Genomic DNA, 24,644 nt, shown 5'->3' on the forward strand with positions numbered 1-24,644 from the left:
CCCCGGTTCCCGTCGGGTGTCGCGTCGACGCGACCGCCCGACGCGACCGCTCCGCGCCGGGAGGGTTCATCATCCCCCGCCCCGAACCGGCGCGACATGCGCTGTATCGGCCATCGCGGCTGTCCCGCCCACGCCCCCGAGAACACCCTGCTCGCCGTCGAGACGGCCGCCCCCCACGTCGACATGGTCGAGGTCGACGTGAGGCGCTGCGGGTCGGGCGAACTCGTCGTCTTCCACGACGAGCGTCTCGACCGCCTCACCGACGGGACGGGCCGCCTCGACCGCACCGACTGGCGGACCCTCCGCGAGTTGCGCGTCGACGGGAGCGAGGAGGGCATCCCCCTGCTGGCGGACGTCGTCGACGCCGTCCCCGCCGAGGTGGGTCTCAACGCCGAGTTGAAACACGACGGGCTGGCTCGCGAGGCCGTGTCCCTCCTCGAGGGGTTCGCCGGCGAGGTCGTCGTCTCCTCGTTCGAGGCGAGCGCGCTCGAACAGGTGCGCGCCCGGAGCGACCTGCCGCTCGCGTACCTGTTTCACCGGCGGTTCGACACCAGACGACGGACGTGGCGACGCGGGGTGCGCCGCGCGCGCGAACTCGGCTGTACCTACCTCCACCCGGAGTACCGCCTCTGTCTCGACGACGACCGGCGCGTCGTCCGGGCGACGAAGGCGGGCCTGCGCGTCAACGCCTGGACCGTCCCGGACCGGCGTTCGGTCCGGCGGTTGCGCCGCGCGGGCGTCGACGGGGTCATCGTCGACGACTGGCGCCTCGTCTAGAAGCGCTCGGCGCGGCCGGCGGCCGCCCACGGGTCGGTCGGCGCGAACCGGGGGACCCGGCGGGTCCGGTCGCGGACGCCCTCGACCCGCCCGGCGAAGCGCCAGCGCCGACCGCCCGACTCCCAGGGGTTCTCCGGGCCGTCACCGGCGGCCGCGAGTGCCGCCGCCTGCTCGCGCACGAGCGCCTCCACCGCCGCCGCGATGGCCGCCGCCTCGTCCGCGTCGACGTCCTCGGGGAGCCCGATCCTCATAGCGGGATGTTGCCGTGCTTGCGACTTGGTTGTTGCTTACGCTTGCTCCGGAGCATCTCCAGGTCGTGAACGAGTCGGCGACGGGTGTCCGTCGGTTCGATGACGTCGTCGACGAACCCGCGGTCGGCCGCCGTGTAGGGGTTGGCGAACGTCTCGCGGTACTCGCCGATGAGTTCCTCCCTTCGCGAGTCGGTGTCCTCGGCCTCGTCCAGTTCGTCGCGGTAGAGGATGTTGACGGCGCCCTGGGGGCCCATGACGGCGATTTCGGCCGTCGGCCAGGCGTAGTTCACGTCCGCGCCGATGTGTTTCGAGGCCATGACGTCGTAGGCGCCGCCGTAGGCCTTCCGGGTGATGACCGTCGCCAGCGGGACGGTCGCCTCCGAGTAGGCGTACAGCAGTTTCGCGCCGTGCTTGATGATGCCCCCGTGTTCCTGGTCGGTACCGGGCATGAACCCCGGCACGTCGACGAAGGTGACGATGGGGATGTTGAAGGCGTCACAGAAGCGCACGAAGCGCGCGCCCTTCAGCGAGGCGTCGATGTCGAGGGTGCCGGCGTTCACCCGGGGCTGGTTGGCGACGACGCCGACGCTGTGGCCGTCGAGGCGGGCGAAGCCGACGACGAGGTTGCGGGCGTACCCCTCCTGGACCTCGAAGAACGAGTCGACGTCGACCACGCCGTCGACGACGTCGACGATGTCGTACGGTTTCTGGGGTTGGTCCGGGACGATGTCGAGGAGGTCCTCGTCGGCGCGGTCGGGCTCGTCCCAGGGCTCGACCTGTGGCGGGTCCTCGACGTTGTTCGCCGGGAGGTACGAGAGGAGGTGGCGGATGTCGTCGAGCGCCGCCTCCTCGCCGGACTCCGCGAAGTGCGAGACGCCGCTCGTGTTCATGTGGGTCTTCGCGCCGCCCAGTTCGTCGAACCCGACCTCCTCGCCCGTGACGGTCTTGATGACCTCGGGGCCGGTGATGAACATGTGGCTCGTCTCCTGGACCATGAAGATGAAGTCCGTGATGGCGGGCGAGTAGACGGCCCCGCCGGCACACGGCCCCATGATGGCTGATATCTGCGGGACGACGCCCGAGGCCTGCTGGTTGCGGTGGAAGATGTCGGCGTACCCCGCCAGCGAGTCGATGCCCTCCTGGATGCGCGCGCCCGCGGAGTCGTTCAGGCCGACGATGGGAGCGCCGACCTCCAGCGCGCGGTCCATCACCTTGCACACCTTCTCGGCGAACACCTCGCCGAGGCTGCCGCCGAAGACGGTGAAGTCGTGGGCGAAGACGAACACCGTCCGGCCGTCCACCTCGCCGTAACCCGTCACGACGCCGTCGCCGGGAATCTGTTTCTCCTCCATCCCGAAGTTGTGACTCCGGTGGGTGCGCAACTGGTCGAACTCCTCGAAGGTCCCCTCGTCGAGGAAGTAGTCGATGCGCTCTCGGGCGGTCAGTTTCCCCTTCTCGTGCTGGGACTCGATGCGGTCCTCGCCGCCGCCCTTCTCGGCCTCGGCCTTGCGCTCGCGCAACTCCTCGATTCGCTCGTCCATCGTCATGGTTGATTATCGGAAGTCCGCGCAGGCGGGCCAAAAGAATACCGGGATGGGACAACAGCTATCGGAGTCACGCGTAACGCGGCGCACGGCGCGGGAACGCGACCTGCCGCCGGTCCTGGCCGCCGGCGAGACGCTCGAGCCGACGTGGACGCCGAGGGCGTCGAAGCCGACGAACAGCGTCGCTCCGAACCGTACGAGCTTTTTCGTCCCCTCGCATACGCCCGCCGTGAAGAACGTCACCGACCGCACGACCAACCCCTTCGGGATGCGTCCGCCGTGTGAGCGCTACGTCGCCGGGTACGGCGACGCCAACGCCGACTTCCACGTCGTCGGCGACCACCCCGGCGTCCACGGCGGGGTGACCTCGGGCGTCCCCTTCACCAACGAGGCCGGCCGTCGCCTCCTGCGGGCGCTCGCCGACGCCGACCTGCTCGAGAGCGCCGGCGAGGGCCCCGTCGTGAACCGGACGTTCCTCTCGTACCTGCACATGTGCGTCGTCGAGGGGACGCCGACCGAGGCCGAGTACGTGGAGATGGAGCGCTTCTTCGACGCCGAGTTGCGCGCCATCGCCGCTCACGTCCTCCTGCCGGTCGGCGAGCGGGCGATTCGCCACGTCCTCGGGCAGTACACGGCCCGGCGCGTCACCCCCGACCTCGACGCGGCCACGCTCCACGCGACGGAGATACGCGGCAGCGGCTTCCTCGTCTACCCCATCCGCGACCCGAGCGAGTGGGGAGAAGGGGACGAGGAGACGCTCGTCGAGTCGCTACAGCGGCTCCAGGCGGGCGATTTCTACCGAGAAGTCGACCTCGGACGGTTCATGCCGGGGGACGAACCCTACCGGGTCCGGTGATCAGAGCGGCGGGACGAAGTACGTCCCCTCGTCCGGGACGAGGAAGAGGTCGTAGAGGTTGAGCGCGACGACGCCGATGACTGCCACCAGAACGACGGTCCGGAGCGCCCACAGCCACACCGTCGCGATGCCGGGCGAGTTCGACCCCTCGCGCAGTTCCGCGACGGCGTCCGCGCCGAGGACCCACCCGACGAACAGCACGACGAACAGCACCGCCAGCGGGAGGAACAGCGCGACGGAGATGTTGTCGAACCAGGTGAGCCAGGCGGTGTCCCACGCCGAGGGGACGCCGAGCAGGAAGATGCCGGCGCCGAGGCCCACCGCCGTCGGGAGGCGGGCGAAGCCGTAGTTGTCGACGAGGTAGGCGACGACGGTCTCGAGGAGGCTGATGGCCGATGAGAGCGCCGCCACGAGGACGACGGCGAAGAAGACGAAGCCGACCGCCTGGCCGACGACGCTCCCGCCGGGGAGTTCCGCCAGCGCAGTCGGGATAGCGACGAAGACGGCGCCGGGACCGCCCTCGGCGCTTATCTCGCCGCCGGACTGGATGGCGAGCAGCGGCAGGACGACGAGGCCGGCGAGGATGCCGACGCCGGTGTTGGCTACCGCGACGGTGAGGCCGTCCGAGAGGAGGCTGTCGTCCTTGCCGAGGTAGGAGGCGTACGTTATCATCACGCTGTAGCCGAGCGAGAGCGAGAACAGCGCCTGACCGACCGCGGCGGGGATGACCGTCCCGGCGTTGTCGACGATGGCGCCGAAGTCGGCGGTGAACAGGAAGTCGTAGCCCGCGCCGGCCCCCTCCAGCGTGAAGGCGTACACGGCCAGACCGAGCAGGAGGACGACGATACTCGGAACCATGAACTTCGTCGCCAGTTCGATGCCGTCCTCGATCCCGAAGGCGACGATACCGACGGTGAGGAGCATGAACAGCGCGTGGACGACGACCGACTCGATGCCCACCGAGACGGTGCCGAAGTAGGTGCCGGGGTCGGCGAGCGCCGCGCCCGTCGTCGCGCCGACGATGTACCGTATCACCCACCCGCCGATGACGCTGTAGTACGAGAGCGTCCACCCGGCGGCGACGACGCCGATGGCGCCGACGAACCACCACCGCGGTCGGCCGAGTTTCGAGAACGCCCCGATGGCACTCGTCTTCGCCCGACGACCGATGACGAACTCCGCGAGGATGGCCGGAATCCCGATGACGAGGACGGCGGCGAGGTAGACGGTGAGGAACGCCGCCCCCCCGTTCGCCGACGCCTGGAACGGGAAGCGCCAGATGTTTCCGAGGCCGACCGCACTCCCGATGGCCGCGAGGATGAACCCGATTCTCGTGGCCCACATCTCTCGTTCTGCCATGTTTGACACGTACAATCACGAGCACGGGGATAAACCGTGCGAAATCACGTCGAACGGCGCACACGCCGTTCGCGCCCTCGACCACTCCTCCATCTCTCGACTCCGCTTCCTCCCGACCGATTCGACTCGCAGACACGCACGGGCCGTTGCAAGCGGAGCACCTTTCCCCGCGGCCGGTGCAGCCACGGGGATATGAGTCAGTCCCACTCGGGGGAACGGCAGGCGATGAGTGAACTCGGGACCGAAGGGAAGGGCGGCAGTCGGGTCGGACGGTGGTTCCTCCTCGGCGGGGACCGGCGGCTCATCGCCGCGGGTATCTCGCTGGCCATCGGCCTCGTCGTCTACGGTCTCATCTGGCAGGACCTCCTGATAATCGGCGGCGGGTCGATGCTCCCGACGCTCCTCGGGAGCGGTATCACCTCCGGGCTGTTGACGCTCATCACCGTCGCGCTGTCCATCAATCAGCTCATCCTCTCGCGGGTGTTCGACACGCCGGACGCCCTCGTGGACACGCTGGAGGGCACCCTCGACATGCGGTCGAACGTCGAGGACATCGCGGATGCCGCGTCGAGCCCGAACCAGCCGGCACACTTCCTCGGGTTCCTCGGCGACGCACTCGGTGAGCGCGTCGACGCCCTGCGCCGGGAACTGGACACGAGCGACGAGGGCGTCGACGCCTACCTCGACGCGATGACGGGGTACGCCGCGGCGCTGTCGGCGGCTTCCGACGAGGACGAGGAGACGACCGACCTGCTCTCCTCGCTGTTCGGGCCGGGGTACGCCCGGAACCTCACCGCGACCCACCACCTCCGGCGTTCGCGCGAGGCGGACCTCTCGGAGACGGCGACCGACCACCTCGACGCCGTCTCCGAACTGATGAAGGCCGTCGCCGTGATGCGCCAGTTCTTCAAGACCATCGCCATCCAGCAGGACCTCGCGCACCTCTCGCGGCTCATCATCTACTCCGGACTGACGGCGCTGACGGTGACCATCGCGCTGACGCTCTCGTACACGTCGTCGAGCCTCGCGCTCCCCGCCGTCGGCTCCGCCGAGATAATCTCGTTCGGCATGGCCGTCATCGTGCTCCCGCTCGCGCTGCTCAGTTCGTACATGATTCGCGTGGCGACGGTGTCGATGTACAGCGTCTCGGTCGGTCCGTTCGTCCCGCCGGAGAGCAGCGCGTCCGAGTGAGCTACGCCTCGCCGTAGACCGGGACGGCCGCGCCGCTCGTGACGCTCGCGGCGTCCGAACAGAGGAAGAGGAACACCGCCGCGATGTCGGCGGGGTCGACCCACGCGTCGTGGTCCGCGTCGGGCATCATCTCGCGGTTCGCCGGCGTGTCGATGACGCTCGGCATGACGGCGTTCGCCCGCACCGTCCCTCTCTCCTCCTCGGCGATGGTCTCGGTGAGCAGGCGGACGCCCGCCTTCGACGCCCGGTAGGGACCGTCGCCCTCGCCGCCCTCGAGCGACGACCGGGCCGACACCGAGACGACGGCCCCCTCGCGTTCCCGCAGGTGGGGGACGGCGTGCTTCGACGCGAGGAACATCGTCTTCAGGTTCACGTCGAAGAGGAAGTCGAACGTCTCGGCGTCGGTCTCGGCGATGGGGTCGCCGCCGCGCCACGTCCCCGCGACGTTACAGAGCGCGTCGAGGCCGCCGTGGTCGTCGACGACCCGGCTCACGACCTCCTCTACCGCCCCCTCGTCGGTGAAATCACCCTGGTAGAACTGGATGCCCTCGCCGGTGTCGAGTTGCGCGTCCTCGTCGTCCGGTTCGACCACGTCCGCGGCGGCGACCGTCGCGCCGGCGTCGGCGAACGCCTCGCAGACCGCGCTGCCGAGCGCCCCGCTCGCGCCCGTCACGAGGACCACTTGTCCGTCGAAGTCGAAGCTGTGCGACATGGTGACGTGAACGCACCGGGTGTGGATAAAACTACAGTTCGCTCAGGGTTCGAGCAGGAGTTTTCCGAGGAAGCTCTCGTCCAGCACGTCGCGCTGGGCCTGTGCGGCCTCCGCCAGCGGGTAGGTGCGCGCGATCTCTGGGACGACCGACCCCGCCGCCATCAGTTGTGCCAGCCGCGAGAGGACCGCCCCCGTGTCGTCGGTGTTGAACATGGTCATCAGCTGGAAGCGGAGGTCCTTCTGCTTCGCGTAGCCCATGGGAATCGGGGCCGTGGAATCGGTGTTGCCGATGCCGACGATGCGGGCGCGTTTCGCCGCCACCTCCGCGTCGAACGGGAAGTACTCGTTCATGATGGTGTCGAGGACGACGTTCGGCCTCCCGACCTCGCGCACGGCGTCCGCGAGGTCGTCGCGCCGGTAGTCGAGCACCGTGTGCGCGCCGAGGTCGCGCAGGTGGTCGTGGTAGCGCTCGCTCGCCGTCGTGACGACGCGCGCGCCCGTCGCGGCCGCCAACTGGACGGCGACGTGACCGACGCCGCCGCTCCCACTGTGGACGAGGCAGACCTCCGCGGGTTCGAGGCGGGCGTGGAAGACGAGCGCCTGCCAGGCGGTGACGCCGACGAGCGCCATCGCCGCGCCCTCCGCGAACGTGACTGCCTCGGGGAGGTGTGCGACGCGGTCCGTCGGCGCCAGCACCGCCTCGGCGTACGTCCCCTGCCGGTCGTTCCCGAGGCCGGTCGCGTAGACGCGGTCACCCACCTCGTACCCTTCGACCCCCGCGCCGACGGCGTCGACGACGCCCGCGACGTCGGAGCCGGGTATCTTCGGGAGGTCGCCGGGCGGGTACTCGCCGGTCCGGAAGTAGGTGTCGACGGGGTTGACGCCGGCCGCCCGCGTCTCGATGCGGACCTCGCCGTGTCCCGGGTCGGGCGTCTCTACGTCGTCCACTTGGAGCACGTCGGGACCGCCGGTCTCGTGGTAGCGAATCGCGCGCATGGTCGCCACGAGGGAGGCGGGAGCGATAAAGCCCCCCGACCCCGTCGTCGCGGCGTACCGTCACGCCGAGGGACCCGTCAGTTCGCCCGCGCATAGCGATTTGAACCCCCGCGCTCTACTCCCCGCATGAGCCAGACCGCAACGTGTCCCGACTGTGACGTCGAGATGCTCCGCTCGGAGCCGGTCACCTCGATGGAGGGGGACCGCCTGACGCTCGTCACGGACCGCTCGCGGTCCGAGGCCGTGGGCGTCGTCTCGATGCTGGCGGTCGAAGCGTACGTCTGTCCGCGGTGTCACCTCGTGCGCTGGTACGCCGACCGCACCTGACCGCCCTGCCGACCGTCGCGCGACGAAAGGGGTTTGTCGGCCGCTTTCGATGCGGGTGACATGGGGTTACAACGCGCCGGCTGGTCGCTGTTCGGGTTCGGACTGTTCGTCGGGAGCGTCGCCGCCGTCACCGGCGGCCTCGTGAGCGGCCGGACCGACGTGGGCTGTCCCGCCGACTTCGAGCCACGGTACGGCGTCGAACGCGTCGCGTTCGAGACCGTCTCCGCCCTCCAGGGGACGCCGCTGGCCGGCCTCTCGCTGCCGGAACTGTACCTGACCGACGGCTGTAACGTCTTCACCGTCGGGGGCGTGGTGCAGGCGGCGCTGCTGTTCATGCTCCTCGGCCTGCTCGTGGGGACGCTCGGCGTGCTCCTGGGACGGGCCTGAGTTCGTCGGCCGTCGGCCGTCGACCGCCGGAACCTCAAGCGTTATGTCGCTGTGTCGAGTCGCGTCTGACACCCGATGTCGCAGGTCACTGCCGTCGGGTGTCGTGCGAGCGCGTCGTCCGTCCCGCAACGCGGCTCTCACCCGGCCGTTTGGCATCCTCTCAGCGGGCCCGGCGGCGTCGACCGCACCTCGTGACGTTCCTTTCGACCTCACCGCCGAGCGACGCCGAGGGACGACCGCCGGCGAGTCCGGGACCCCGTGCCCGGCGATGGAGGTTCGTTGGGACCTCCACTCGACGAGCTTGACGACCATGACTCGCGCGCGCGTGTGGCCCTTCTCGCCGGACCGGCGTGCTCTCACCGAACCGGCGGGATTTATGCGCCCGCCAGTCCCCGGTTCGCCTGATGAAGCTTCACGAATACCAGGCGAAAGGCGTGTTCGCCGAGGCGGGCATCCCGACCCCCGAGTCGGAACTCGCCGAGACCGTCGACGAGGTCGTCGACGCCGCCGAGCGCATCGGCTACCCCGTCGCCATCAAGGCGCAGGTGCAGGTCGGCGGCCGCGGGAAGGCCGGCGGTATCGAACTCGTCGACGACGAGGCCGAGGCCCGCGAGGCGGCCGACGCCATCCTCGGGATGGACCTGAAGGGCCTGCACGTCGGGAGCGTCCTCGTCGAGGCGGCCGTCGACTTCACCGACGAACTCTACGTCGGCGTCACGATGGACCGCACCGAGGGCCGCCCCGTGGCGATGGTCTCGACGAAGGGGGGCGTGAACATCGAGGAGGTCGCCGAGGAGGACCCGGACGCCATCGCGCGCGTCCACGTCGACCCCTCGTTCGGGATGCACCCCTACCAGGCGCGCAACGCCGTCTTCGAGGCCGGCGTCGACCGCGACGTCGCCACGTCCGTGGCGCGCGTACTGACGACGCTGTACGACCTCTGGGACGACAAGGACGCGACCGACATCGAGGTCAACCCGCTGATGGTCACGGCCGACGACGAGGTCGTCGCGGCCGACGCCGTCATGAACGTCGACGACGACGCGCTGTTCCGCCACTCCGACCTCCAGGAGATGGAAGAGGAGGGCGACACCGACCAGGACGACCTGGAGGCGAAGGCCGACGAGTACGGCTTCGACTACGTCCGCCTCGAGGGGAACGTCGGCATCATCGGCAACGGCGCGGGCCTCGTGATGACGACGCTCGACCTCGTCGACTACTTCGGCGGGGCGCCGGCGAACTTCCTCGACATCGGGGGCGGCGCGAAGGCCGAGCGGGTGACCAACGCCCTCGACATGGTCTTCTCGGACCCCAACGTCGACAGCGTCGTCTTCAACATCTTCGGCGGCATCACCCGCGGCGACGAGGTGGCGAAGGGCATCAACGAGGCGCTGGAGAACTTCGACGAGATACCCAAGCGCGTCGTCGTCCGCCTCGCGGGGACGAACGCCGAGGAGGGCATGGAGATTCTGAACACCGACCTCGTGACGGTCGAGGAGACGCTGGAGGACGCCGTCCAGCGGGCCGTCGAGTACGCGGAGGAGGACCAATGAGCATCTTCGTCGACAACGACACGCGCGTCGTGGTACAGGGCATCACCGGCGGTGAGGGGAAGTTCCACACCGGCCAGATGGTCGATTACGGGACGAACGTCGTCGCCGGCGCCGTCCCCGGACGGGGCGGTCAGGAGGTCGACGGCATCCCCGTCTACGACACCGTCGAGGGGGCCGTCGAGGAGGAGGACGCGAACGCGAGCGTCGTCTTCGTCCCGCCGGCGTTCGCCGGCGACGCCGTCTTCGAGGCGCTCGACACCGACCTCGACCTCGTCGTCGCCATCACCGAGGGCGTCCCCCAGCAGGACATGGCGCGCGTCTACAAGCGCCTCTCGGAGGTCGACACCCGCCTCGTCGGCCCGAACTGCCCCGGTCTCATCACCCCCGGCGAGGCCAAACTCGGCATCCTGCCGGGCAACATCTTCGCGGAGGGGAACGTCGGCCTCGTCTCGCGCTCGGGCACCCTGACCTATCAGGTCGTCGACAACCTCACCCAGCGCGGCATCGGCCAGTCGACCGCCATCGGCATCGGCGGCGACCCCATCATCGGGACGGACTTCGTCGACGCGCTGGCCGCGTTCGAGGACGACCCCGACACCGACGCCGTCGTCATGTGCGGTGAGATCGGCGGCGAGGACGAGGAGGAGGCCGCCGCCTTCATCGGCGAGCACATGGACACGCCCGTCGCGGGCTTCATCGCCGGGCGGACCGCCCCGCCGGGCAAGCGCATGGGCCACGCCGGCGCCATCGTCTCCGGGTCGGGCACGGGCACCGCCGAGTCGAAGATCTCGGCGCTCAACGACGCGGGCGTCCCCGTCGGCGACACCCCCAACGAGGTCGCCGACAACGTCGAAGAGTTCCTCTGAGCGTCCGGTACGCGACCCTCTCGAATCTACGGAAGACCTCCCGGAACGAACGCTTTAGTCCGTTCCACCCGTTATTCAGGTATGCGAGCCCAGCCGCCCGGCCCCGCCGGCTACCCCGTCGTGGGGAACACCTACCACTACGCTCGTGACCCGTTCTCGTTCATGGACGCCGTCCGCCGCGCCTACGGCGACGTGGCGCGGTTCCAGCTCGGCCCGGTCGACACCTACATGGTGTCGAACCCGGACGACGTCGAACGCGTGCTCGTCACCGAGGAGTCGACGTTCCGGAAGGCCGACTTCGAGGACGACGCGGTCAACGCCCTCCTCGGGAAGGGCCTGCTGATGAGCGAGGGAGCGTTCTGGGAGAAACAGCGCCGCCTCGCTCAGCCGGCGTTCAACATGGGGCGCATCAGCGGCCTGGTCGACACCATGGCCGAGAAGACGAGCGCGATGCTCGACGGCTGGAGCGACGGCGACACCGTCAACCTCCAGTTGCCCATCGCCCGCCTCACGGTCGAGATAATCGTCGACGCGATGTTCGGCGTCAGCGTCGACGAGGAGACGGTCCGTCGGGTTCAGGACAACCTCGAACCGCTCGGCGCGCGCTTCGAACCCGACCCCGTGCGCTTCCTCACGCCGTCGTGGGTGCCGAGCGAGGGCAACCGCGAGTACTACGACGCGCTGGCGACGCTGGAGGACATCGTCGACGACCTCGTCGAGCGCCGGCGCGCGTCGGGCGACGAGGGGACGGACTTCCTCTCGCTGCTCCTTCGCGCGCAGGCGGTCGGCGACCAGACCGACCGGCAGGTCCGCGACGAGATGATGACGATGCTGCTGGCGGGCCACGACACGACGGCGCTGACGCTCACCTACGCGTTCCACCAGCTGGGCTGTCACCCGCACGTCGAGGAGCGGTTCCACGAGGAAGTCGACTCGGTCCTCGGGGGGGAGGCGCCGACGATGGGCGACCTGCGCCACCTCGAGTACACCGAGCGCGTCCTGAAGGAGACGATGCGCGTGCTCCCGCCGGTGTACACCCTGTTCCGGCAGGCGAACGCGGACGTCAAACTCGGCGGCTACCGCGTCCCCGCGGACTCGCTGGTGATGGTTCCCCAGTGGGTCGTCCACCGCGACCCGGCGTACTGGGACGACCCCGGGGCGTTCGACCCGGAGCGCTGGCGACCCGAGCGCGCGCGCGAACGCCACCGCTACGCGTACTTCCCGTTCGGCGCCGGGCCGCGCCACTGCATCGGCAAGCAGTTCTCGCTGGTCGAGGCGAAGGTCATCGCCAGCATGGTCGCGAACCGGTTCTCGCTCGAACTCCGCTCTGCGGCGGACCTGTCGCTTCGTCCCTCGCTGACGATGCACCCGCGAGAGCCGGTCGAGGTACGCCTCCACGCCCGCTGACCGCGAGCGCACCCAGTGGCCGCTCGCGGGTATTCTTGCCGGCAATTCAGCGGCTAAGTAGTCGGGAGGAGAAGCCTGCGACCTGCCAATGGACGAAACAGACATCGCGGAAGACTACGACGTGGACGTGGGTGAGGGAGGCGGGAAAGTGAAGCGAGCCGTCGGCGTCATCGGGGTGCTCGCCGTCCTCATCGTCCTCCTCAAACTCAAGCGCCGTGGCGGGTCCTCGTCGGGGTCGTCGGAGTCGTCCGACTCGGCCGACGACGACTACGTCGAACTCGACGAGCGGGACGAACGCGACGGCGTCGATACCGTGTCGACCGCGTCTGACGACGGGGAGGAGACGACCGATTCCGACTCCGACGACGGCCGATTGGACGTCGACGTCGACGGTCGACGCATCGCGAACGGCCGCCTCGAGGAACTGGACGTCGTCGACTACCTGGCCATCCTCGCCGCGGCGCTCCAGGCCGCCCGCGACGAGTACCGCATCCGGACCCAGTAACGCGCTTCTCGCCGTTCTTTTCGCGCTCACCGGTAGAGTGATAGCGCCGGGCGCCGCCCGTGTACCCGATGCACACACCCGAGTTCAGTGTCGCGGGACTGTCGGTCGTCGTCACCGGTGCGAGTCAGGGCATCGGGCGAGCTATCGCGGAGACGTTCGCCGCCAGCGGCGCCGACGTCACCGTCTGCTCCCGGTCGATGGACCGCGTCGGTCCCGTCGCCGAGGGCATAAACGACGCCGACGGCGGCCGCGCGCTCGCCGTCGAGTGTAACGTCCGCGAGCGCGAGGACGTCGAGGACCTGTTCGCGGCGGCCGCCGAGGAGTTCGGTGGTATCGACGTCCTCGTCAGCAACGCCGGCGGGGAGTTCGTCGCCGCGTTCGAGGACATCTCCGAGAACGGCTGGGACGCCGTCACCGACCTCAACCTCGGGGGGACCTACCGCTGCGCACAGGTCGCCGGTGAGTACATGCGCGAGGGTGACGGCGGAACCATCGTCAACCTCGCCAGCGTCAACGGCCAGCACCCCGCGCCGGGCGAGAGCCACTACGGCGCGGCGAAGGCGGCCATCATCCGCCTCACCGAGACGCTCGCCGTCGAGTGGGCCGACGAGGGGGTCCGCGTCAACTGCATCGCACCCGGCCTCGTCCAGACGCCGGGGGTCGCGGAGACGCTCGGCATCGACGAGTCGGACATGCCACCGCGAGAACAGGTCGACCGCCGTATCGGTCACCCCGAGGAGATCGCCGACCTCGCGGTGTTCCTCTGTTCGCCCGCCGGGTCGTTCCTGAACGGCGAGACGGTCACCGCGAAGGGCGTCCCCCGCGCCGGCAACGCGATGAACGTCGACCTCGGCCTGCAGTAGCCGCGCCGGCGGCGGCGCCTCCTCCGTTCTTCATCTCGCGCCGTGTACTGGTCGGTCTCCGTGGACTCGTCGTGGCGATGCGCTCGATGCGAGCAGCGAGCTTAGACGTCTTGGAGCGCATAGCGAGGATAACTCGTTGTGTCGGGAGAGCGTTCTTCGCGAAGTGATACCCTGCTCGAAGGGGCGTCGCCGTGGAGTGCGTGCTCGCCGACGACCGACCGGCGTCAGAGGTCTTTCGCCATCGAGAGGTGGGGGATGCCCGCGTCGAGGAACTCCTCCTCGCTGGTGACGACGTAGTCGAGGCGCTCGTAGAAGCCGACGGCGTGAGTCTGGGCGTCGAGGACGAGTCGCGTGTAGCCGACGTCGCGGGCGGCCGCCTCGACGGCGTCCATGACACAGCGGCCCCACCCCTCGCCGCGGACGGTCTCGCTGACGGCGACGCGCTGGACCTTTCCGGTGTCGTCACTCCCCTCGTACGGGACGAGTCGCGCCGCGCCCACGGGACGCTCGTCGACGTAGGCGACGAAGTGGACCGTCTCGGGGGCCTCGTCCCGGTCGTCGTACTCCAGTTCCTCGGGGACGTCCTGTCCCTCGACGAAGACCTCCTGACGGACGGAGAGCGCGTCGGAGAGCTGTTTGTCACTCGTCACGCGCGTGATGCGGTCGACCATCCGGTACCGGTTCGCTCCCCGGGGACGAAACGGCATCGGTCGGCGAGAACGTCTTGCACCGCCCGCCCCTACCCCGGTCGTGACCGACGACACAGGGAGAGGCGGGAACGCACGGGGAGACGACGGTGAGGCCCGCCGAGAGAGGGGGCAAACGGACCGCGACGAGGACGCAGTCGAAACCGACGGCGACCCGGTCGCCGTGACCGTCGAACACGACGGCGGGCGCACACGACTCCTCGCGGCGTCCGGGACGAACCTCCGAGACGCTCTCCTCGAGGCCGGTCTGTCACCGTACACGTCGCTGACCCGACGGGCGAACTGTGGCGGGCGTGGGCTCTGTGCGACCTGTGGCGTTCGCCTCCTGACGCCGCACGCACCCGAACACTGGCACGACCGACTGGCCGCGCACTTCGGCTATCCCCGACTCTCGTGTCAGGTGGCCGTCGAGCGCGACCTGCGCGTCGCACTGGTCGAGGACAAACGGGTCTGGGGTAGCAGGGAGCGACCGAGGGAGTGAGCGGGTGACGGTCCGCGACCACAACGCACATACTCCCTCGGCGGGTCTCTCCGCCGTGGTGGCGGATAGGGTCGAGGCCGCCTCGTGACACCGCGCGCACCGCGTACCGAGGGGTGTTCGTCGCACCCCTCGTGTCCTGATAAACGAGCTTTTTGTCGCACGTACGTGGATGTTTGGTCGTTTCTGGTGGTGTATCAGAGCATTCCTTTCATCTCCGCGATGGCGCGGAGGTCCTCCGCTACTTCGTGCATCGCCTCGTCCACCTCCGAGAGCACCGTGATGGTGGCCTCGAGGTCCGTGTTGAGTTCCGCGACGTAGTACGTCCCGCCTTTGACCCCACCGCTCTGGCTCGTGAGCGCTATCTGTCCGTGCAGCGAGAGTTCCTGCAGGTGGTCGCGCATCCGTCGTCGGACGAGGGGTTCGCTCCCGACGCTCTCCGCGATCTCCCGGTAGACGGGGTACACCTCGCCGGTCCGGGCGGGTGTCTCCTCGCGTACTTCGAGGAGCGTCACCGCAGTGAGGACGTACTTGTTCTGCGGTGTGAGCCCGCGGATGCCCTCCATGACGTGGTTCCGCTTGAGGATGTCGTGAGCGGTCTCGACGTGGTCGGTCGTCACCACGTCGTCACCGTCGGTCTGGGCCATCTTGCTCGCCTTGTAGAGGTGGTTGATGGCCTGTCGCGCGGAGCCCTCGTCCTTCGCGGCGTAGGCCGAGCAGAGTTCGATGACGCCGTCGTCGAGGACGTCCTCCGCGAGGGCGATGTCGGCGCGGCGGGTGAGGATGTCGCAGAGCTGTTCGGAGTCGTAGGAGGGGAAGTCGATGACGTAGTCGTAGAGGGTGTCCTTGACCTTCGGCGAGAGGTTGTCCCGGAAGGAGAAGTCGTTCGAGATGCCGATGAACGACACCTTCGCCTCCTCGAGTTTGCCGTTCGAGTGCGCGCGCGGGATCTGGTAGAGTATCTGGTCGTCGTCGCCGATGGCGTCTATCTCGTCGAAGACGATGACGATGGTCCCGCCGATCTCGTCGAGCCGACCGAACAGCCGCGAGTAGAGGATGTCGGGTGCGTGCCCGTTCGGCCGCTCGGTCACGTCCTCGTTCAGTTCGACGAGCAACTGCCCGGTGACCTGGTACGACGAGGAGAGTTCGTTACACGAGACGTAGACGGGCGTCAGTTCCTCGGGCATCTCGTCCTCGAAGAAGTGCTTGAGGTCGTTGAGGGCGGACCGGGTCGCCGCGGTCTTCCCCTGTCCGGCCTTCCCGTAGAGGAACATGTTGTCCGGAGTGAACCCCCGCGTCGCTGGCGACAGCGCCTCGTACATCTGGGAGAGCTCGGTTTCGCGTTCAGGGAGTTCCTTCGGCACCCAGTCCTCGCCGAGGACCATATCGTTCTCGATGATGTCGGTCTGCTTCCGGAACGAGGGCATACTCGAACCCGCGACGCACGCGGTTAAGAACCTCGCGTCTTCATTGTCCGCATCGACCGCAAATCCCTCTATGACTTAAAGCCCTCCCACCCCTCGTGTCCGCATAAGTGCTCGAGGGGTGGGGGTGGGGTGGGAGTGGCGCTGTATGTCACTCTCCCTCGCCATTTACAAGAAATATTTGCCGGTATTCTGTGTCTAGACCGCCGTGAGCGATTTATGCGGACACGAGGGGTGGGCCCCCCACGAAACGGTCCGTGTAGACAGGAGGTGGCGACGGCACACCCGAACGCGGAACCGCCGGACGACGAACACCGAGACGCCGAGTGACCCACAGCCGACACGACGTGGATAAACGGCCTATCGCGATACACAACACACATCGTCACCGATAGCACGCTTCGGAGCGCTCCCCCGACTGACTCTGCCTCCTGGACCTCTCTAGTACGTACTAGTTCGGAACTAGAACTAGTTCTAGCCTAGACTAGCAGAGACGACGAACGACACGATGACGGGAGCGACGCGACGCGTCGAGACGGGTCGAACGAGGAGGCCGTTGCCGTCCTCTCGACGTCTCGTCTATCCGAGGGTCCGCCCGGACCGTTCGTCCGTCCACGAGCGACTCGTCACGGACCTCCGGTCGCCACTCCTCGCGGCCTCGTCGAAAAATACGGGTCGAGACTGAACGTGAGAACTCAGTCCTGGGACTGCTCCTGGCTCTGGTCCTGGGACTGGGGCTGGTCCGCGTTACCGCCGGCGTCACCGACCTGAATCCCGCCATCCACCGTGGCGTCGCCGCCGCTCTGGCTCTGCCCGTCGGTGTCCTGGTTCTGCGTCATGCCGTCCTGACTCTGGGACTGCTCGCCGTTGGTCTGCTCCTGGTCCTGACTCTGGGTCTGGTCGTCGCCGTCGCCGTCACCGATTCCGCTCTGACCCTGGAACTGGGTCGTGGCGCCGTCGTCGTCGCTCTCGTGGAGCGACTGGGTCTGGACGCCGCCCGACTGCGACGGTCCGGCGACCTGACCCTGAATCTGGTTCTCACCGGCGCTCGCTCCGTCGTTCGACCGGTCCTGCTGTGCGGACTGGGTCCCGACCTGGAAGCCGCCGAAGCCGAAGCGGACCTGCGCCTGGCTCTGGCTCTCGTCCTGCGCCTGGGACTGCTCGCCGTCCTCGCCGTCCTGCGCCTGGGACTGCTCCTGGTTCTGGTCCTGACTCTGACTCTGGTCGCCGCCGTCGTTGAACTGGCCCTGGGCCTGTCGCTCGTCGAGCGACTGGCGCTGGTCCTGGTCGTTGTCCTCGCCCTCCTGAGTCTGCGTCTGGTCCTGACTCTGGTCCTGACTCTGGTCCTGCGAAGCGTCGTCAGCGTCCTGGACCTGCGACTGTTCCTCGCTGGCGTCCTGGTCCTGCTCCTGGTCGTTGTCCTCACCGCCCTGTGCCTGACCCTGGGCCTGGCTACGCCACTGGCTCTGGGCCTGCTCGCTGTCGTCGCCGAACTGGTACGACGACTGCGCCTGTTCGGCCGTCTGTGAACTGTCCTGGTCGTTGTCCTCTCCGTAGGAGTGATACCGCTCGTTCGTGTCCGCACTGACCACGCCGGCGAAACTGCCGGCGACGACCAGCGCGACGACCGCCACGACGAGGAGTCGCCCGGCAGTCCTGACTCGTCTGGCGCTCGATGTCGAGCGCCGGGTGCTATCTGGAATCATCCGCGTCGGGACCACAGCCTACGCGTGCTTTATTATAGACTGGTTGCGAACACTCTCAGACTGATTTAGCCGGCCACCGCTCTCGTTAAAAGACTCATTATCGCCCTACGGCGGACGTGACGAACTCGTTCGTACCCCGATGAGAGTGCCGAAAGACGGCCGTTCACCGCCACGAGTACGTCCGACGACCGAACCGATTCGGTCGACCTACCGGCCCCTCACCGCTCCAGAGCAGGGGCCCGGAGCCCCGACTACCGCCCTGTCGCTCGCGGACCACTCCCCCGACGCGCCCCGACCGAGCGGTACGACCGCCCGAGTCGTTCGAGACGCGACGGGTCGCGGTGCGCAGTCGTCCGTGACGAACGACGGTGGGACCGAACGACGCGCGTGCCGCTGGCGGGTTCCGACGTGGCAGACGTGCCGTAGCGCGACCGACCGGAACACGACACGACCGCTCGTGTCCGATGCGACTGGCCGTGTCCGACAGGTGGCACGCGACGGACTGTGACGCGATGGACAGTGCGCGTCGCTCCTCGTCGGGGCGGCGCAAAAAACGGAAACCGATAGGCAGCAGCGTCGTCAGAAGTCGTCGAACGAGACCTGCGTCTGTTCCTGACTCGACGACTGCGACTGCGACTGTTCGTTGTCGCTTCCGCTCTGGGACTGTTCGGCGTCCTGGTCGACCTCCTGGGACTGGTCCTGGTCGTTGTCGTCACCGGACTGCTGCTGGGCCTGACTCTGGTCCGCGGTCTGGCTCTGGTCCTGGTCGCTGTCGACAGCGTCCTGGTCCTGCTCAGCGTCCTGGTCGACGTCCTGGTCCTGGTCCTGGTCGTTGTCTTCGCCGGTCTGACCCTGGGTCTGCTCCTGGTCAGCGTCCTGGTCCTGGTCCTGGTCGCTCAGGGCACCGTCCTGGGACTGTTCGGCGTCCTGGTCGGCGTCCTGGTCCTGGTCCTGGTCGCTGTCGTCAGCGTCCTGGGACTGGGTCTGTTCCTGGTCGGCGTCCTGGTCCTTCTCCTGCTCGTTCAGCACCCCGTCCTGGGACTGTTCGGAGTCCTGGTCGGCGTCCTGGTCCTGGTCCTGGTCGTTATCCTCACCGAACTGGTCCTGGCCCTGCGCCTGCTCGGCGTCCTGGTCCTGGTCCTGGTCGTTGAGGATACCGTCCTGGTTCTGCTCCTGGTCCTGGTCGGAACTCTGGTCCTGGTCCTGGTCGCTGTCGTCAGCGTCCTGGCCCTGCACCTGTTCCTGGTCGGTGTCCTGGTCCTGGTCCTGGTCGTTCAGGATGCCGTCCTGACTCTGACCCTGACCCTGTTCCGCTTCCTGGTCACCGTCCTGGTCGCTGTCCTCACCGGCCTGGACCGAACCCTGGTCCTGGTCGGTGTCCTGGTCCTGGTCCTGGTCGTTCAGGATACCGTCCTGACTCTGACCCTGGTCCTGGTCGGCGTCCTGGTCGAGGTCCTGCTCGTTGTCCTCACCGGTCTGGACCCCGCTCTGGCCCTGGTCGGTGTCCTGGTCCTGGTCCTGGTCGTTCAGGGCGCCGTCCTGGGTCTGACTCTGACCCTGCTCGGCGTCCTGGTCACCGTTCTGGTCGCTGTCCTCGGCGTCCTGGCCGAGCGTCTGCTCCTGGTCGGTGTCCTGGTCCTGGTCCTGGTCGTTCAGCACGCCGTCCTGAGACTGGCCCTGGGACTGTTCGGCGTCCTGGTCACCGTCCTGGTCGTTGTCTTCACCGAACTGCGCCTGCGTGCTGTCCTGGTCGGTGTCCTGGTCCTGGTCCTGTTCGTTCAGGGCGCCGTCCTGGTCCTGACCCTGGCTCTGCTCGCTGGACTGGTCTTGCGACTGGTCGCTGTCCTCGGCGGACTGACCCTGGCTAGCGGACTGGTCGGCGTCCTGGTTCTGGTCCTGGTCGTTATCGACACCGTCCTGACCCTGACCCTGGGACTGGGCTGCGTCCTGACCCTGACTCTGGTCGTTGTCCTCGCCGGCTTGACCCTGCTCGGCGTCCTGGTCAGTGTCCTGACTCTGGTCCTGGTCGTTGTCGTCACCGGACTGTTCCTGTTCCTCGACCTGCTCGCTCGTCTGCGAGCCGGTCTGGCTGTTGTCCTCGCCGTACTGCTCGCCGACGGCGTCCTGGTCAGCGTCCTGGCCCTGGCTCTGGTCGCTGTCGTCAGCGTCCTGTGCCTGCTGCTGGGCCTGGGCCGCGCCCTGGAAGCCCGACTGGTCGCTGTCCTCGGCGTCCTGGGTCTGGTCGTTCGCCTGCTCGGTATCCTGGGACTGCTCCTGGTCGTTGTCCTCACCGTACTGGACCTGCTGCTGGTCCTGGATACCGTACTGCTCGAGGAACTGGGAACTGGCCGCGCCGTACTGCGAGGCGTCGGCGCTCTGGTCGCCGGTCTGCTCCTGGTCCTGTTCGTTCTCCTCGCCGGCCTGTGCCTGCTGCTGGGCCTGCTGGTCGCCCTGGAAGACGAACTGGTAGTCGCTGGAACCGGCCTGACTCGCGTCACCGTCCTGCCACTGGGACTGGGACTGGCCCTGCGAACTCTCGTCGGCCTCCTGAATCTGGCCTTGCTCCTGGGCACCGTCCTGTGCGGTGTCCTGGTTGTTTCCGTCCCCGTCCTGGTCGCTGGACAGGTACTGGTCGCTATACTGCGTCGAATCCTGGTCGTTCGACATCGCTGTCGCATACGACCCGCCTCCGATCGCTCCGGAGACGGCGACGACGCTTCCCGTCAACACGAGGGTAGCCACCGTGAGCACCAGTAGGCGCGTCACGACCGCTCGCCCTCGAGAGGCGGTCTTCGTGTTACTTTCTTCGTCTGGTTTGTGCAACATCCGCGTCGCATACCCCACCGCAGAGTCACTTTACTATAGTTCGTTTAATACGGACTACATGAGCAATTAACACATGACAGAAATCGTAGGGTTCGGGTTAGACAGTCGATACAGGCCGTCTCGCGTGGGGTGAAACGAGACGAAACGTTCAACTAATCAAAAATATCAGATATAATACGTTCTCTTCCCTCTCGAGGTCGGGGCGTGAAACGAGCCCCACCGCTCGACCTCGTATTGGTACGAGTTAACATGATTTCGCTTTCCTTATCGGAATTGTCACTCGCCGAGTCGGGTCACCGTCTCGGTCTCCGTCGAAAAAACGGTCGACGTCGATGAGTTACGCGGCGGCCGCGGTGGCCGTCGTTCCGTTCGCGCTGGCCGTCGGTCCCTCGGGGGTCGACTGACCGAGCGCCGCCGAGAGCTGCTCGAGGACGTCCGGCGAGAGACCGGTCACGGTCTGACCGTTCTCGTCCTGAACGATGACGAGCGCCCGCGTCACGTCCGCGTCACCGGGGGTCTGCACCTGGATCTGCTGGGCTCCCTGTGCCTGTTGCTGGGAGTCCTCGCCCTCGCCGACCACCTGCTGCTGCAGGACGACCATCAGGAGGTTGACGGTGACGTTCCCGTCCGCCTGGACCTGCACGGTCTGGGTGGCGAGCGCCTGCTGCTGGTTGTCGCCCCCGGTCTGGCTCTGGGTGTTGTTCTGAACGGCGTCCTGCGACCCGTCGCCGTCGGACTGGGACTGCTCCTGGTCCTGGTCGGTCGACTGGTCCTGGGTCTGTTCGTTCCCGTCGCCGCTGCTCGACTGTTGCTGGTCCTGCTCGACGGCCTGGTCCTGCGACTGGTTCGCGTCGTCGCCGGTCTGGACCTGCTCCTGGTCCTGGTCGACCGTCTGGTTCTGGTCCTGAGTGCCGTTGGCACCCTCGTAGGACTGCTCCTGGTCCTGGTCGGCCGACTGGTTCTGACCCTGCGTAGCGTTCTCGCCGGTCTGGGCCTGTCCCTGGGACTGGTTCGTCCGCTGGTCCTGCGACTGGTCGCCGTCGGTTCCGTCGTACGACTGGTCGCTGTCCTGTTCGCTGTCCTGGGTCTGTTCCTGCGAGCTGTTCTCGCCGGCCTGGACCTGCTCCTGCTCCTGGTCGCTCCCCTGTGACTGGTTCTGCGACCCGTTCTCGCCGTCGCCGACCTGACCCTGGTCGGCGTCCTGCGTCGCGTTCTGGGACTGGTCCTGGGTGCCGTTCTCACCGACCTGCCCCTGTCCCTGCTCTTGGTCGGCGCTCTGGTCCTGTGACTGGTCCGCGTCCTCGGCGGACTGGTTCGCCGACTGTTCGACGCCCTGGGTCTGGTTCCCGGCGTCGTCCGCCGGTTCGTCGTTCGCATCGGAACCGTCACCCGCGGAACCGTCGTGCGCGTTGGAGTCCTCCTCGTCGTCGCACTCGGTGGATTCTTCACCCTCGTCGTCGGACGCGTCACCGGTTTCGTCGGTGTCGCTCGCGCCGTCACCGGCATCGGTCGACGCTCCGTTCCCGGAGAAGACGAACCCATCGTCGTCGTCCGACGAGTCCGCGGTCGACGAGCCGTCGCCCGAGGCGTCGTCGCCCGACGAAACGCGCTCGTCGGTGTCGTCCGCATCGGACGTGTCCGCCGCGCTGTCGCCGTCGTCGGTGTCGCCGTCGCCGCTCTCGGTCGAGCCGCCCGAACCGCTCCCGGCGTCGGCGTCCGCGCCTGTCGTCGGTTCGTCGGGCGCGTCTCGCGTGCCCGTCTCGTGGGTCGTGTCGGCCGTCGTCTCGTTCTCCGCCCCGAGGTCGGCGGGTCCGTCGCCCCCGTCGTCTCCGTCCAGCGCCCCCAGCGGGGCGTCACCGCCGAATCCCGCGAGCGCGACGGTTCCGACGCCCGCGGTCACGACGAGGACGGCGACCACTGCCACGATGGCACGCCGGGTGAGGCGGGTCCCCGGGGACCCCGACGCACGGTCGCTCGCCGGTTCGGTCGGTTCGTCCGAAGTCATCTTGCTATCACGAACTAACACCCAACTATGATTATCTTAATTACACGTTGGGTAATTCGGATAACTCTCCGATTAACCGTCGGCAACGCGGACCGTCGTGAGCGACCACACGTCTCGGTCCGGCCCCTCGCCGTGGCCATCGTGACGCAGACGTCTCCCCGCAGTCGCTCGGATTTCACACCGATTAACCCGCACTCTCACCGCGTCGCGTCCGTCGCGACCGCTTCGTCGTCCTCGCTCCGGCGAGGGTCTGTCCGCCCCGACGGTTCTTTCCCCGGATACGACTCGTCCTCGATAATACGACCGTTTATGCTCTCGACCGACCGGAGAGGGGGTCCAACCAGCCGTCTGTCGATGCGCCGTCTCGCGTCGACAGACGACCGGTGACGGCGTCGCTCGCGCTCAGACGTTCGGTCCCCCACCCGGATCGCTCCGAACGGTTTATCTGGTATTAGGTGGACCTAAAAACGTGATTCGACCGACAGTGCATCGCGGGTCGCGCGGGCGACACTCGACGGTAGCGGACGCCGCGAGGGGAGCTCACGGGGACGCGCGCGGACGACGGCGGGGACGCGATGACGGGCCGTCGACCTCGACCGACACCGTCCTGGGGTGGACGCTGATGCGGAACGGACACCGTGCCGACGGCCGCTCGATGCGCGTCGACCTCGGCGGGGGAGCGGCCGGCGCCTGCGAACTGTTCGGCGAGGAACGCGCCGACGGCTACCCCTCGACGGACGAACCCGTCGTCGAGTGCGACTCCATCGTCGTCCCCGCGGGGGAGGTGACGGCGCTGGTCGGAGCGAACGGTTCCGGAAAGAGACCGTACAGTGCCCTCGAGTGAGTGACCGTGATGGGGAACACCCTGCGGACGATCCGTCGCCGCATCGACGCGCACTCGACGCCGACCGGTCGATTCTTCGTCCGGTGTGCGCGGACCGGCGAGCGTCCCGTCCCCGTCGCCACCGCTCGGTTCCTCGACCGCGAGACGGCCGTGGCGGCGGCCCGGCTGGCGTCGGCCTACCGTAGTGAACTGCGACGGTACGACCCGGGCGTGCGCTGGCACGACCTCGTCGTCTGCGAGTCGGTCGGCCGAACCGCGGACGCGACGGCACCCGCTCGCGCCGACCGGACGAGGAACGACCCGCTCGTCGAGTTCTGTCACGAAGTGGCGGCGACGGTCTTCGAGGCGCTCTCGGCCGGACCGCACCGCCGCGTCGAGCGCGCCGCGATGGACGCCTACCTCGAACACGCCGAGTCGGTGACCGACCCCGACGACCTCTGTCTCACGCTCCTCGTGGCCATCGCCCGCGCGCTCGACGAACACCTCGCCCCCGGTGAGCAGGCGGCCGTCCTCCGCGCGGCGGCCGACCGACTGGATGGCTCCGACGCGCCGCAGACGACCCGACCGCTCACGGCGGCGTTCGACGACCTCAGACGGGTCGCGCTCATCGACGACTACGAGGTCGAACCGGGCCGGGCGGTCGACGGCCGGCGGTGGACCGTTCGCGTCGACGGCTACGCGCTCGCCGCCGAGGAGGACGGACTCCCGACGCTCCCCATCGTCGTCGACCTCCTCCGGACGCTCCCGCGCGACGACGTCACCGTCACCGAGGCCAGCCGAATCGGCGGGGACTGGTCGCTCACGCTCGTCGTCGGGGGCTCCCGCTGTCGACCGCGAGCGCTCGCCCGGGTCCGGACAGGCGAGCACTGACGCCCTCGGAGCGATTCGATATAGTGAACACCGGTTCATCACGGATGGTGGAGTGAGCGCGCGGACGGCCGGTATCCGACGGGACACCCGTGGAGTCGACCCGAAACGGCCGACGGCTATTTACATCCGCTACCGAATGTCCGTGCGTGAGTGGTGATTCGGGTGCAGCGGGGGGAGACGCTCGGAACCG

At 68.1% G+C, this 24,644-nt stretch carries 22 protein-coding genes and 1 pseudogene; 13 read left to right on the plus strand and 10 right to left on the minus strand.

The window, feature by feature from the left end; translation table 11 throughout:
• Positions 1-96 precede the first annotated feature (96 nt).
• The gene (locus tag P1Y20_RS02930; protein WP_304447160.1) at positions 97-777 is read left to right on the plus strand and encodes a glycerophosphodiester phosphodiesterase; all 681 of its coding nucleotides are present in this window, start codon (positions 97-99) and stop codon (positions 775-777) included.
• Here P1Y20_RS02930 and P1Y20_RS02935 read toward each other — a convergent pair.
• Both P1Y20_RS02935 and P1Y20_RS02940 read right to left on the minus strand, forming a co-directional pair.
• Complete coding sequence (locus P1Y20_RS02935) at positions 774-1,028, minus strand: DUF8022 family protein (protein ID WP_304447161.1); 255 nt, start codon at positions 1,026-1,028, stop codon at positions 774-776. The genes P1Y20_RS02930 and P1Y20_RS02935 overlap by 4 nt on opposite strands.
• Positions 1,025-2,569, minus strand: coding sequence for an acyl-CoA carboxylase subunit beta (locus P1Y20_RS02940; protein WP_368662158.1), 1,545 nt, complete (start codon positions 2,567-2,569; stop codon positions 1,025-1,027). Before P1Y20_RS02940 ends, P1Y20_RS02935 begins: the two co-directional genes overlap by 4 nt.
• Before the next feature lie 232 nt (positions 2,570-2,801).
• On the opposite strand from P1Y20_RS02940, the gene P1Y20_RS02945 reads away from it, so the two are divergent.
• Positions 2,802-3,428, plus strand: coding sequence for a uracil-DNA glycosylase family protein (locus P1Y20_RS02945; RefSeq protein ID WP_304447163.1), 627 nt, complete (start codon positions 2,802-2,804; stop codon positions 3,426-3,428).
• Here the strand turns inward: P1Y20_RS02945 and P1Y20_RS02950 are convergent, their stop codons facing one another.
• Positions 3,429-4,787, minus strand: a complete 1,359-nt coding sequence (locus tag P1Y20_RS02950) for a sodium-dependent transporter (RefSeq protein ID WP_304447164.1) — start codon at positions 4,785-4,787, stop codon at positions 3,429-3,431. It lies immediately after the preceding gene.
• A gap of 192 nt (positions 4,788-4,979) precedes the next feature.
• Between P1Y20_RS02950 and P1Y20_RS02955 the strand changes: the two genes are divergently transcribed.
• The gene (locus tag P1Y20_RS02955; RefSeq protein WP_304447165.1) at positions 4,980-5,978 is read left to right on the plus strand and encodes a DUF7972 family membrane protein; all 999 of its coding nucleotides are present in this window, start codon (positions 4,980-4,982) and stop codon (positions 5,976-5,978) included.
• 1 nt (position 5,979) lies between these two features.
• On the opposite strand, the gene P1Y20_RS02960 is transcribed toward P1Y20_RS02955, so the two are convergent.
• A complete protein-coding gene (locus P1Y20_RS02960; protein ID WP_304447166.1) occupies positions 5,980-6,690 on the minus strand; it encodes an SDR family oxidoreductase in 711 nt (236 codons plus the stop codon).
• A 42-nt stretch (positions 6,691-6,732) separates the two neighbouring features.
• On the minus strand, positions 6,733-7,686 hold the full coding sequence (locus P1Y20_RS02965; RefSeq protein WP_304447167.1) for an NADPH:quinone reductase: 954 nt from the start codon (positions 7,684-7,686) through the stop codon (positions 6,733-6,735).
• A 126-nt stretch (positions 7,687-7,812) separates the two neighbouring features.
• On the opposite strand from P1Y20_RS02965, the gene P1Y20_RS02970 reads away from it, so the two are divergent.
• From P1Y20_RS02970 to P1Y20_RS03000, 7 genes are all read left to right on the plus strand, one after another.
• On the plus strand, positions 7,813-8,013 hold the full coding sequence (locus P1Y20_RS02970; RefSeq protein WP_304447168.1) for a hypothetical protein: 201 nt from the start codon (positions 7,813-7,815) through the stop codon (positions 8,011-8,013).
• A gap of 60 nt (positions 8,014-8,073) precedes the next feature.
• A complete protein-coding gene (locus P1Y20_RS02975) occupies positions 8,074-8,400 on the plus strand; it encodes a hypothetical protein (RefSeq protein WP_304447169.1) in 327 nt (108 codons plus the stop codon).
• Positions 8,401-8,804: 404 nt separating this feature from the next.
• A complete protein-coding gene (sucC, locus tag P1Y20_RS02980) occupies positions 8,805-9,953 on the plus strand; it encodes an ADP-forming succinate--CoA ligase subunit beta (RefSeq protein ID WP_304447170.1) in 1,149 nt (382 codons plus the stop codon).
• Positions 9,950-10,819 (plus strand): succinate--CoA ligase subunit alpha, encoded by an 870-nt coding sequence (sucD, locus tag P1Y20_RS02985; protein WP_304447171.1) that lies wholly within the window; start codon positions 9,950-9,952, stop codon positions 10,817-10,819. Before sucC ends, sucD begins: the two co-directional genes overlap by 4 nt.
• Before the next feature lie 81 nt (positions 10,820-10,900).
• On the plus strand, positions 10,901-12,226 hold the full coding sequence (locus P1Y20_RS02990) for a cytochrome P450 (protein WP_304447172.1): 1,326 nt from the start codon (positions 10,901-10,903) through the stop codon (positions 12,224-12,226).
• A gap of 88 nt (positions 12,227-12,314) precedes the next feature.
• Positions 12,315-12,731, plus strand: coding sequence for a hypothetical protein (locus P1Y20_RS02995; protein WP_304447173.1), 417 nt, complete (start codon positions 12,315-12,317; stop codon positions 12,729-12,731).
• 68 nt (positions 12,732-12,799) lie between these two features.
• The gene (locus P1Y20_RS03000) at positions 12,800-13,594 is read left to right on the plus strand and encodes an SDR family NAD(P)-dependent oxidoreductase (protein WP_304447174.1); all 795 of its coding nucleotides are present in this window, start codon (positions 12,800-12,802) and stop codon (positions 13,592-13,594) included.
• A 224-nt stretch (positions 13,595-13,818) separates the two neighbouring features.
• On the opposite strand, the gene P1Y20_RS03005 is transcribed toward P1Y20_RS03000, so the two are convergent.
• Positions 13,819-14,265, minus strand: coding sequence for a GNAT family N-acetyltransferase (locus P1Y20_RS03005; protein WP_304447175.1), 447 nt, complete (start codon positions 14,263-14,265; stop codon positions 13,819-13,821).
• A 79-nt stretch (positions 14,266-14,344) separates the two neighbouring features.
• Here P1Y20_RS03005 and P1Y20_RS03010 point away from each other — a divergent pair, with 79 nt between their 5' ends.
• Positions 14,345-14,782, plus strand: a complete 438-nt coding sequence (locus tag P1Y20_RS03010; RefSeq protein WP_379736970.1) for a 2Fe-2S iron-sulfur cluster-binding protein — start codon at positions 14,345-14,347, stop codon at positions 14,780-14,782.
• 194 nt (positions 14,783-14,976) lie between these two features.
• On the opposite strand, the gene P1Y20_RS03015 is transcribed toward P1Y20_RS03010, so the two are convergent.
• The 4 genes from P1Y20_RS03015 to P1Y20_RS03030 all read right to left on the minus strand — a co-directional run bounded on the left by P1Y20_RS03015 (position 14,977) and on the right by P1Y20_RS03030 (position 22,740).
• Complete coding sequence (locus tag P1Y20_RS03015; RefSeq protein WP_304447176.1) at positions 14,977-16,206, minus strand: Cdc6/Cdc18 family protein; 1,230 nt, start codon at positions 16,204-16,206, stop codon at positions 14,977-14,979.
• A gap of 692 nt (positions 16,207-16,898) precedes the next feature.
• Positions 16,899-17,909, minus strand: a complete 1,011-nt coding sequence (locus P1Y20_RS03020; RefSeq protein ID WP_304447177.1) for a putative sodium/potassium/calcium exchanger — start codon at positions 17,907-17,909, stop codon at positions 16,899-16,901.
• Between the two features lie 579 nt (positions 17,910-18,488).
• A complete protein-coding gene (locus P1Y20_RS03025; RefSeq protein ID WP_304447178.1) occupies positions 18,489-20,576 on the minus strand; it encodes a putative sodium/potassium/calcium exchanger in 2,088 nt (695 codons plus the stop codon).
• Between the two features lie 496 nt (positions 20,577-21,072).
• The gene (locus tag P1Y20_RS03030; protein ID WP_304447179.1) at positions 21,073-22,740 is read right to left on the minus strand and encodes a putative sodium/potassium/calcium exchanger; all 1,668 of its coding nucleotides are present in this window, start codon (positions 22,738-22,740) and stop codon (positions 21,073-21,075) included.
• Between the two features lie 655 nt (positions 22,741-23,395).
• Here P1Y20_RS03030 and P1Y20_RS03035 point away from each other — a divergent pair.
• Together P1Y20_RS03035 and P1Y20_RS03040 are read left to right on the plus strand one after the other, a co-directional pair.
• Positions 23,396-23,560, plus strand: a pseudogene (locus P1Y20_RS03035) (ABC transporter ATP-binding protein); the annotation flags it as partial.
• 33 nt (positions 23,561-23,593) lie between these two features.
• Positions 23,594-24,454: a DUF7551 domain-containing protein gene (locus P1Y20_RS03040; RefSeq protein ID WP_438359930.1), complete on the plus strand. Its 861-nt coding sequence runs from the start codon at positions 23,594-23,596 to the stop codon at positions 24,452-24,454.
• Positions 24,455-24,644: the final 190 nt, after the last annotated feature.

The organism is Halomarina ordinaria (assembly GCF_030553305.1).
In the GTDB taxonomy this organism is placed as follows: domain Archaea; phylum Halobacteriota; class Halobacteria; order Halobacteriales; family Haloarculaceae; genus Halomarina; species Halomarina ordinaria.

Excerpts from the sequence above, each read along its gene's own strand:
- P1Y20_RS02930 (WP_304447160.1), top strand. The coding sequence starts at position 97 with ATGCGCTGTATCGGCCATCGCGGCTGTCCCGCCCACGCCCCCGAGAAC.
- P1Y20_RS02935 (WP_304447161.1), bottom strand. The coding sequence starts at position 1,028 with ATGAGGATCGGGCTCCCCGAGGACGTCGACGCGGACGAGGCGGCGGCC.
- P1Y20_RS02940 (WP_368662158.1), bottom strand. The coding sequence starts at position 2,569 with ATGGACGAGCGAATCGAGGAGTTGCGCGAGCGCAAGGCCGAGGCCGAG.
- P1Y20_RS02950 (WP_304447164.1), bottom strand. The coding sequence starts at position 4,787 with ATGGCAGAACGAGAGATGTGGGCCACGAGAATCGGGTTCATCCTCGCG.
- P1Y20_RS02955 (WP_304447165.1), top strand. The coding sequence starts at position 4,980 with ATGAGTCAGTCCCACTCGGGGGAACGGCAGGCGATGAGTGAACTCGGG.
- P1Y20_RS02960 (WP_304447166.1), bottom strand. The coding sequence starts at position 6,690 with ATGTCGCACAGCTTCGACTTCGACGGACAAGTGGTCCTCGTGACGGGC.
- P1Y20_RS02965 (WP_304447167.1), bottom strand. The coding sequence starts at position 7,686 with ATGCGCGCGATTCGCTACCACGAGACCGGCGGTCCCGACGTGCTCCAA.
- P1Y20_RS02970 (WP_304447168.1), top strand. The coding sequence starts at position 7,813 with ATGAGCCAGACCGCAACGTGTCCCGACTGTGACGTCGAGATGCTCCGC.
- P1Y20_RS02975 (WP_304447169.1), top strand. The coding sequence starts at position 8,074 with ATGGGGTTACAACGCGCCGGCTGGTCGCTGTTCGGGTTCGGACTGTTC.
- sucC (WP_304447170.1), top strand. The coding sequence starts at position 8,805 with ATGAAGCTTCACGAATACCAGGCGAAAGGCGTGTTCGCCGAGGCGGGC.
- sucD (WP_304447171.1), top strand. The coding sequence starts at position 9,950 with ATGAGCATCTTCGTCGACAACGACACGCGCGTCGTGGTACAGGGCATC.
- P1Y20_RS02990 (WP_304447172.1), top strand. The coding sequence starts at position 10,901 with ATGCGAGCCCAGCCGCCCGGCCCCGCCGGCTACCCCGTCGTGGGGAAC.
- P1Y20_RS02995 (WP_304447173.1), top strand. The coding sequence starts at position 12,315 with ATGGACGAAACAGACATCGCGGAAGACTACGACGTGGACGTGGGTGAG.
- P1Y20_RS03000 (WP_304447174.1), top strand. The coding sequence starts at position 12,800 with ATGCACACACCCGAGTTCAGTGTCGCGGGACTGTCGGTCGTCGTCACC.
- P1Y20_RS03005 (WP_304447175.1), bottom strand. The coding sequence starts at position 14,265 with ATGGTCGACCGCATCACGCGCGTGACGAGTGACAAACAGCTCTCCGAC.
- P1Y20_RS03015 (WP_304447176.1), bottom strand. The coding sequence starts at position 16,206 with ATGCCCTCGTTCCGGAAGCAGACCGACATCATCGAGAACGATATGGTC.
- P1Y20_RS03020 (WP_304447177.1), bottom strand. The coding sequence starts at position 17,909 with ATGATTCCAGATAGCACCCGGCGCTCGACATCGAGCGCCAGACGAGTC.
- P1Y20_RS03025 (WP_304447178.1), bottom strand. The coding sequence starts at position 20,576 with ATGTCGAACGACCAGGATTCGACGCAGTATAGCGACCAGTACCTGTCC.
- P1Y20_RS03030 (WP_304447179.1), bottom strand. The coding sequence starts at position 22,740 with ATGACTTCGGACGAACCGACCGAACCGGCGAGCGACCGTGCGTCGGGG.
- P1Y20_RS03040 (WP_438359930.1), top strand. The coding sequence starts at position 23,594 with ATGGGGAACACCCTGCGGACGATCCGTCGCCGCATCGACGCGCACTCG.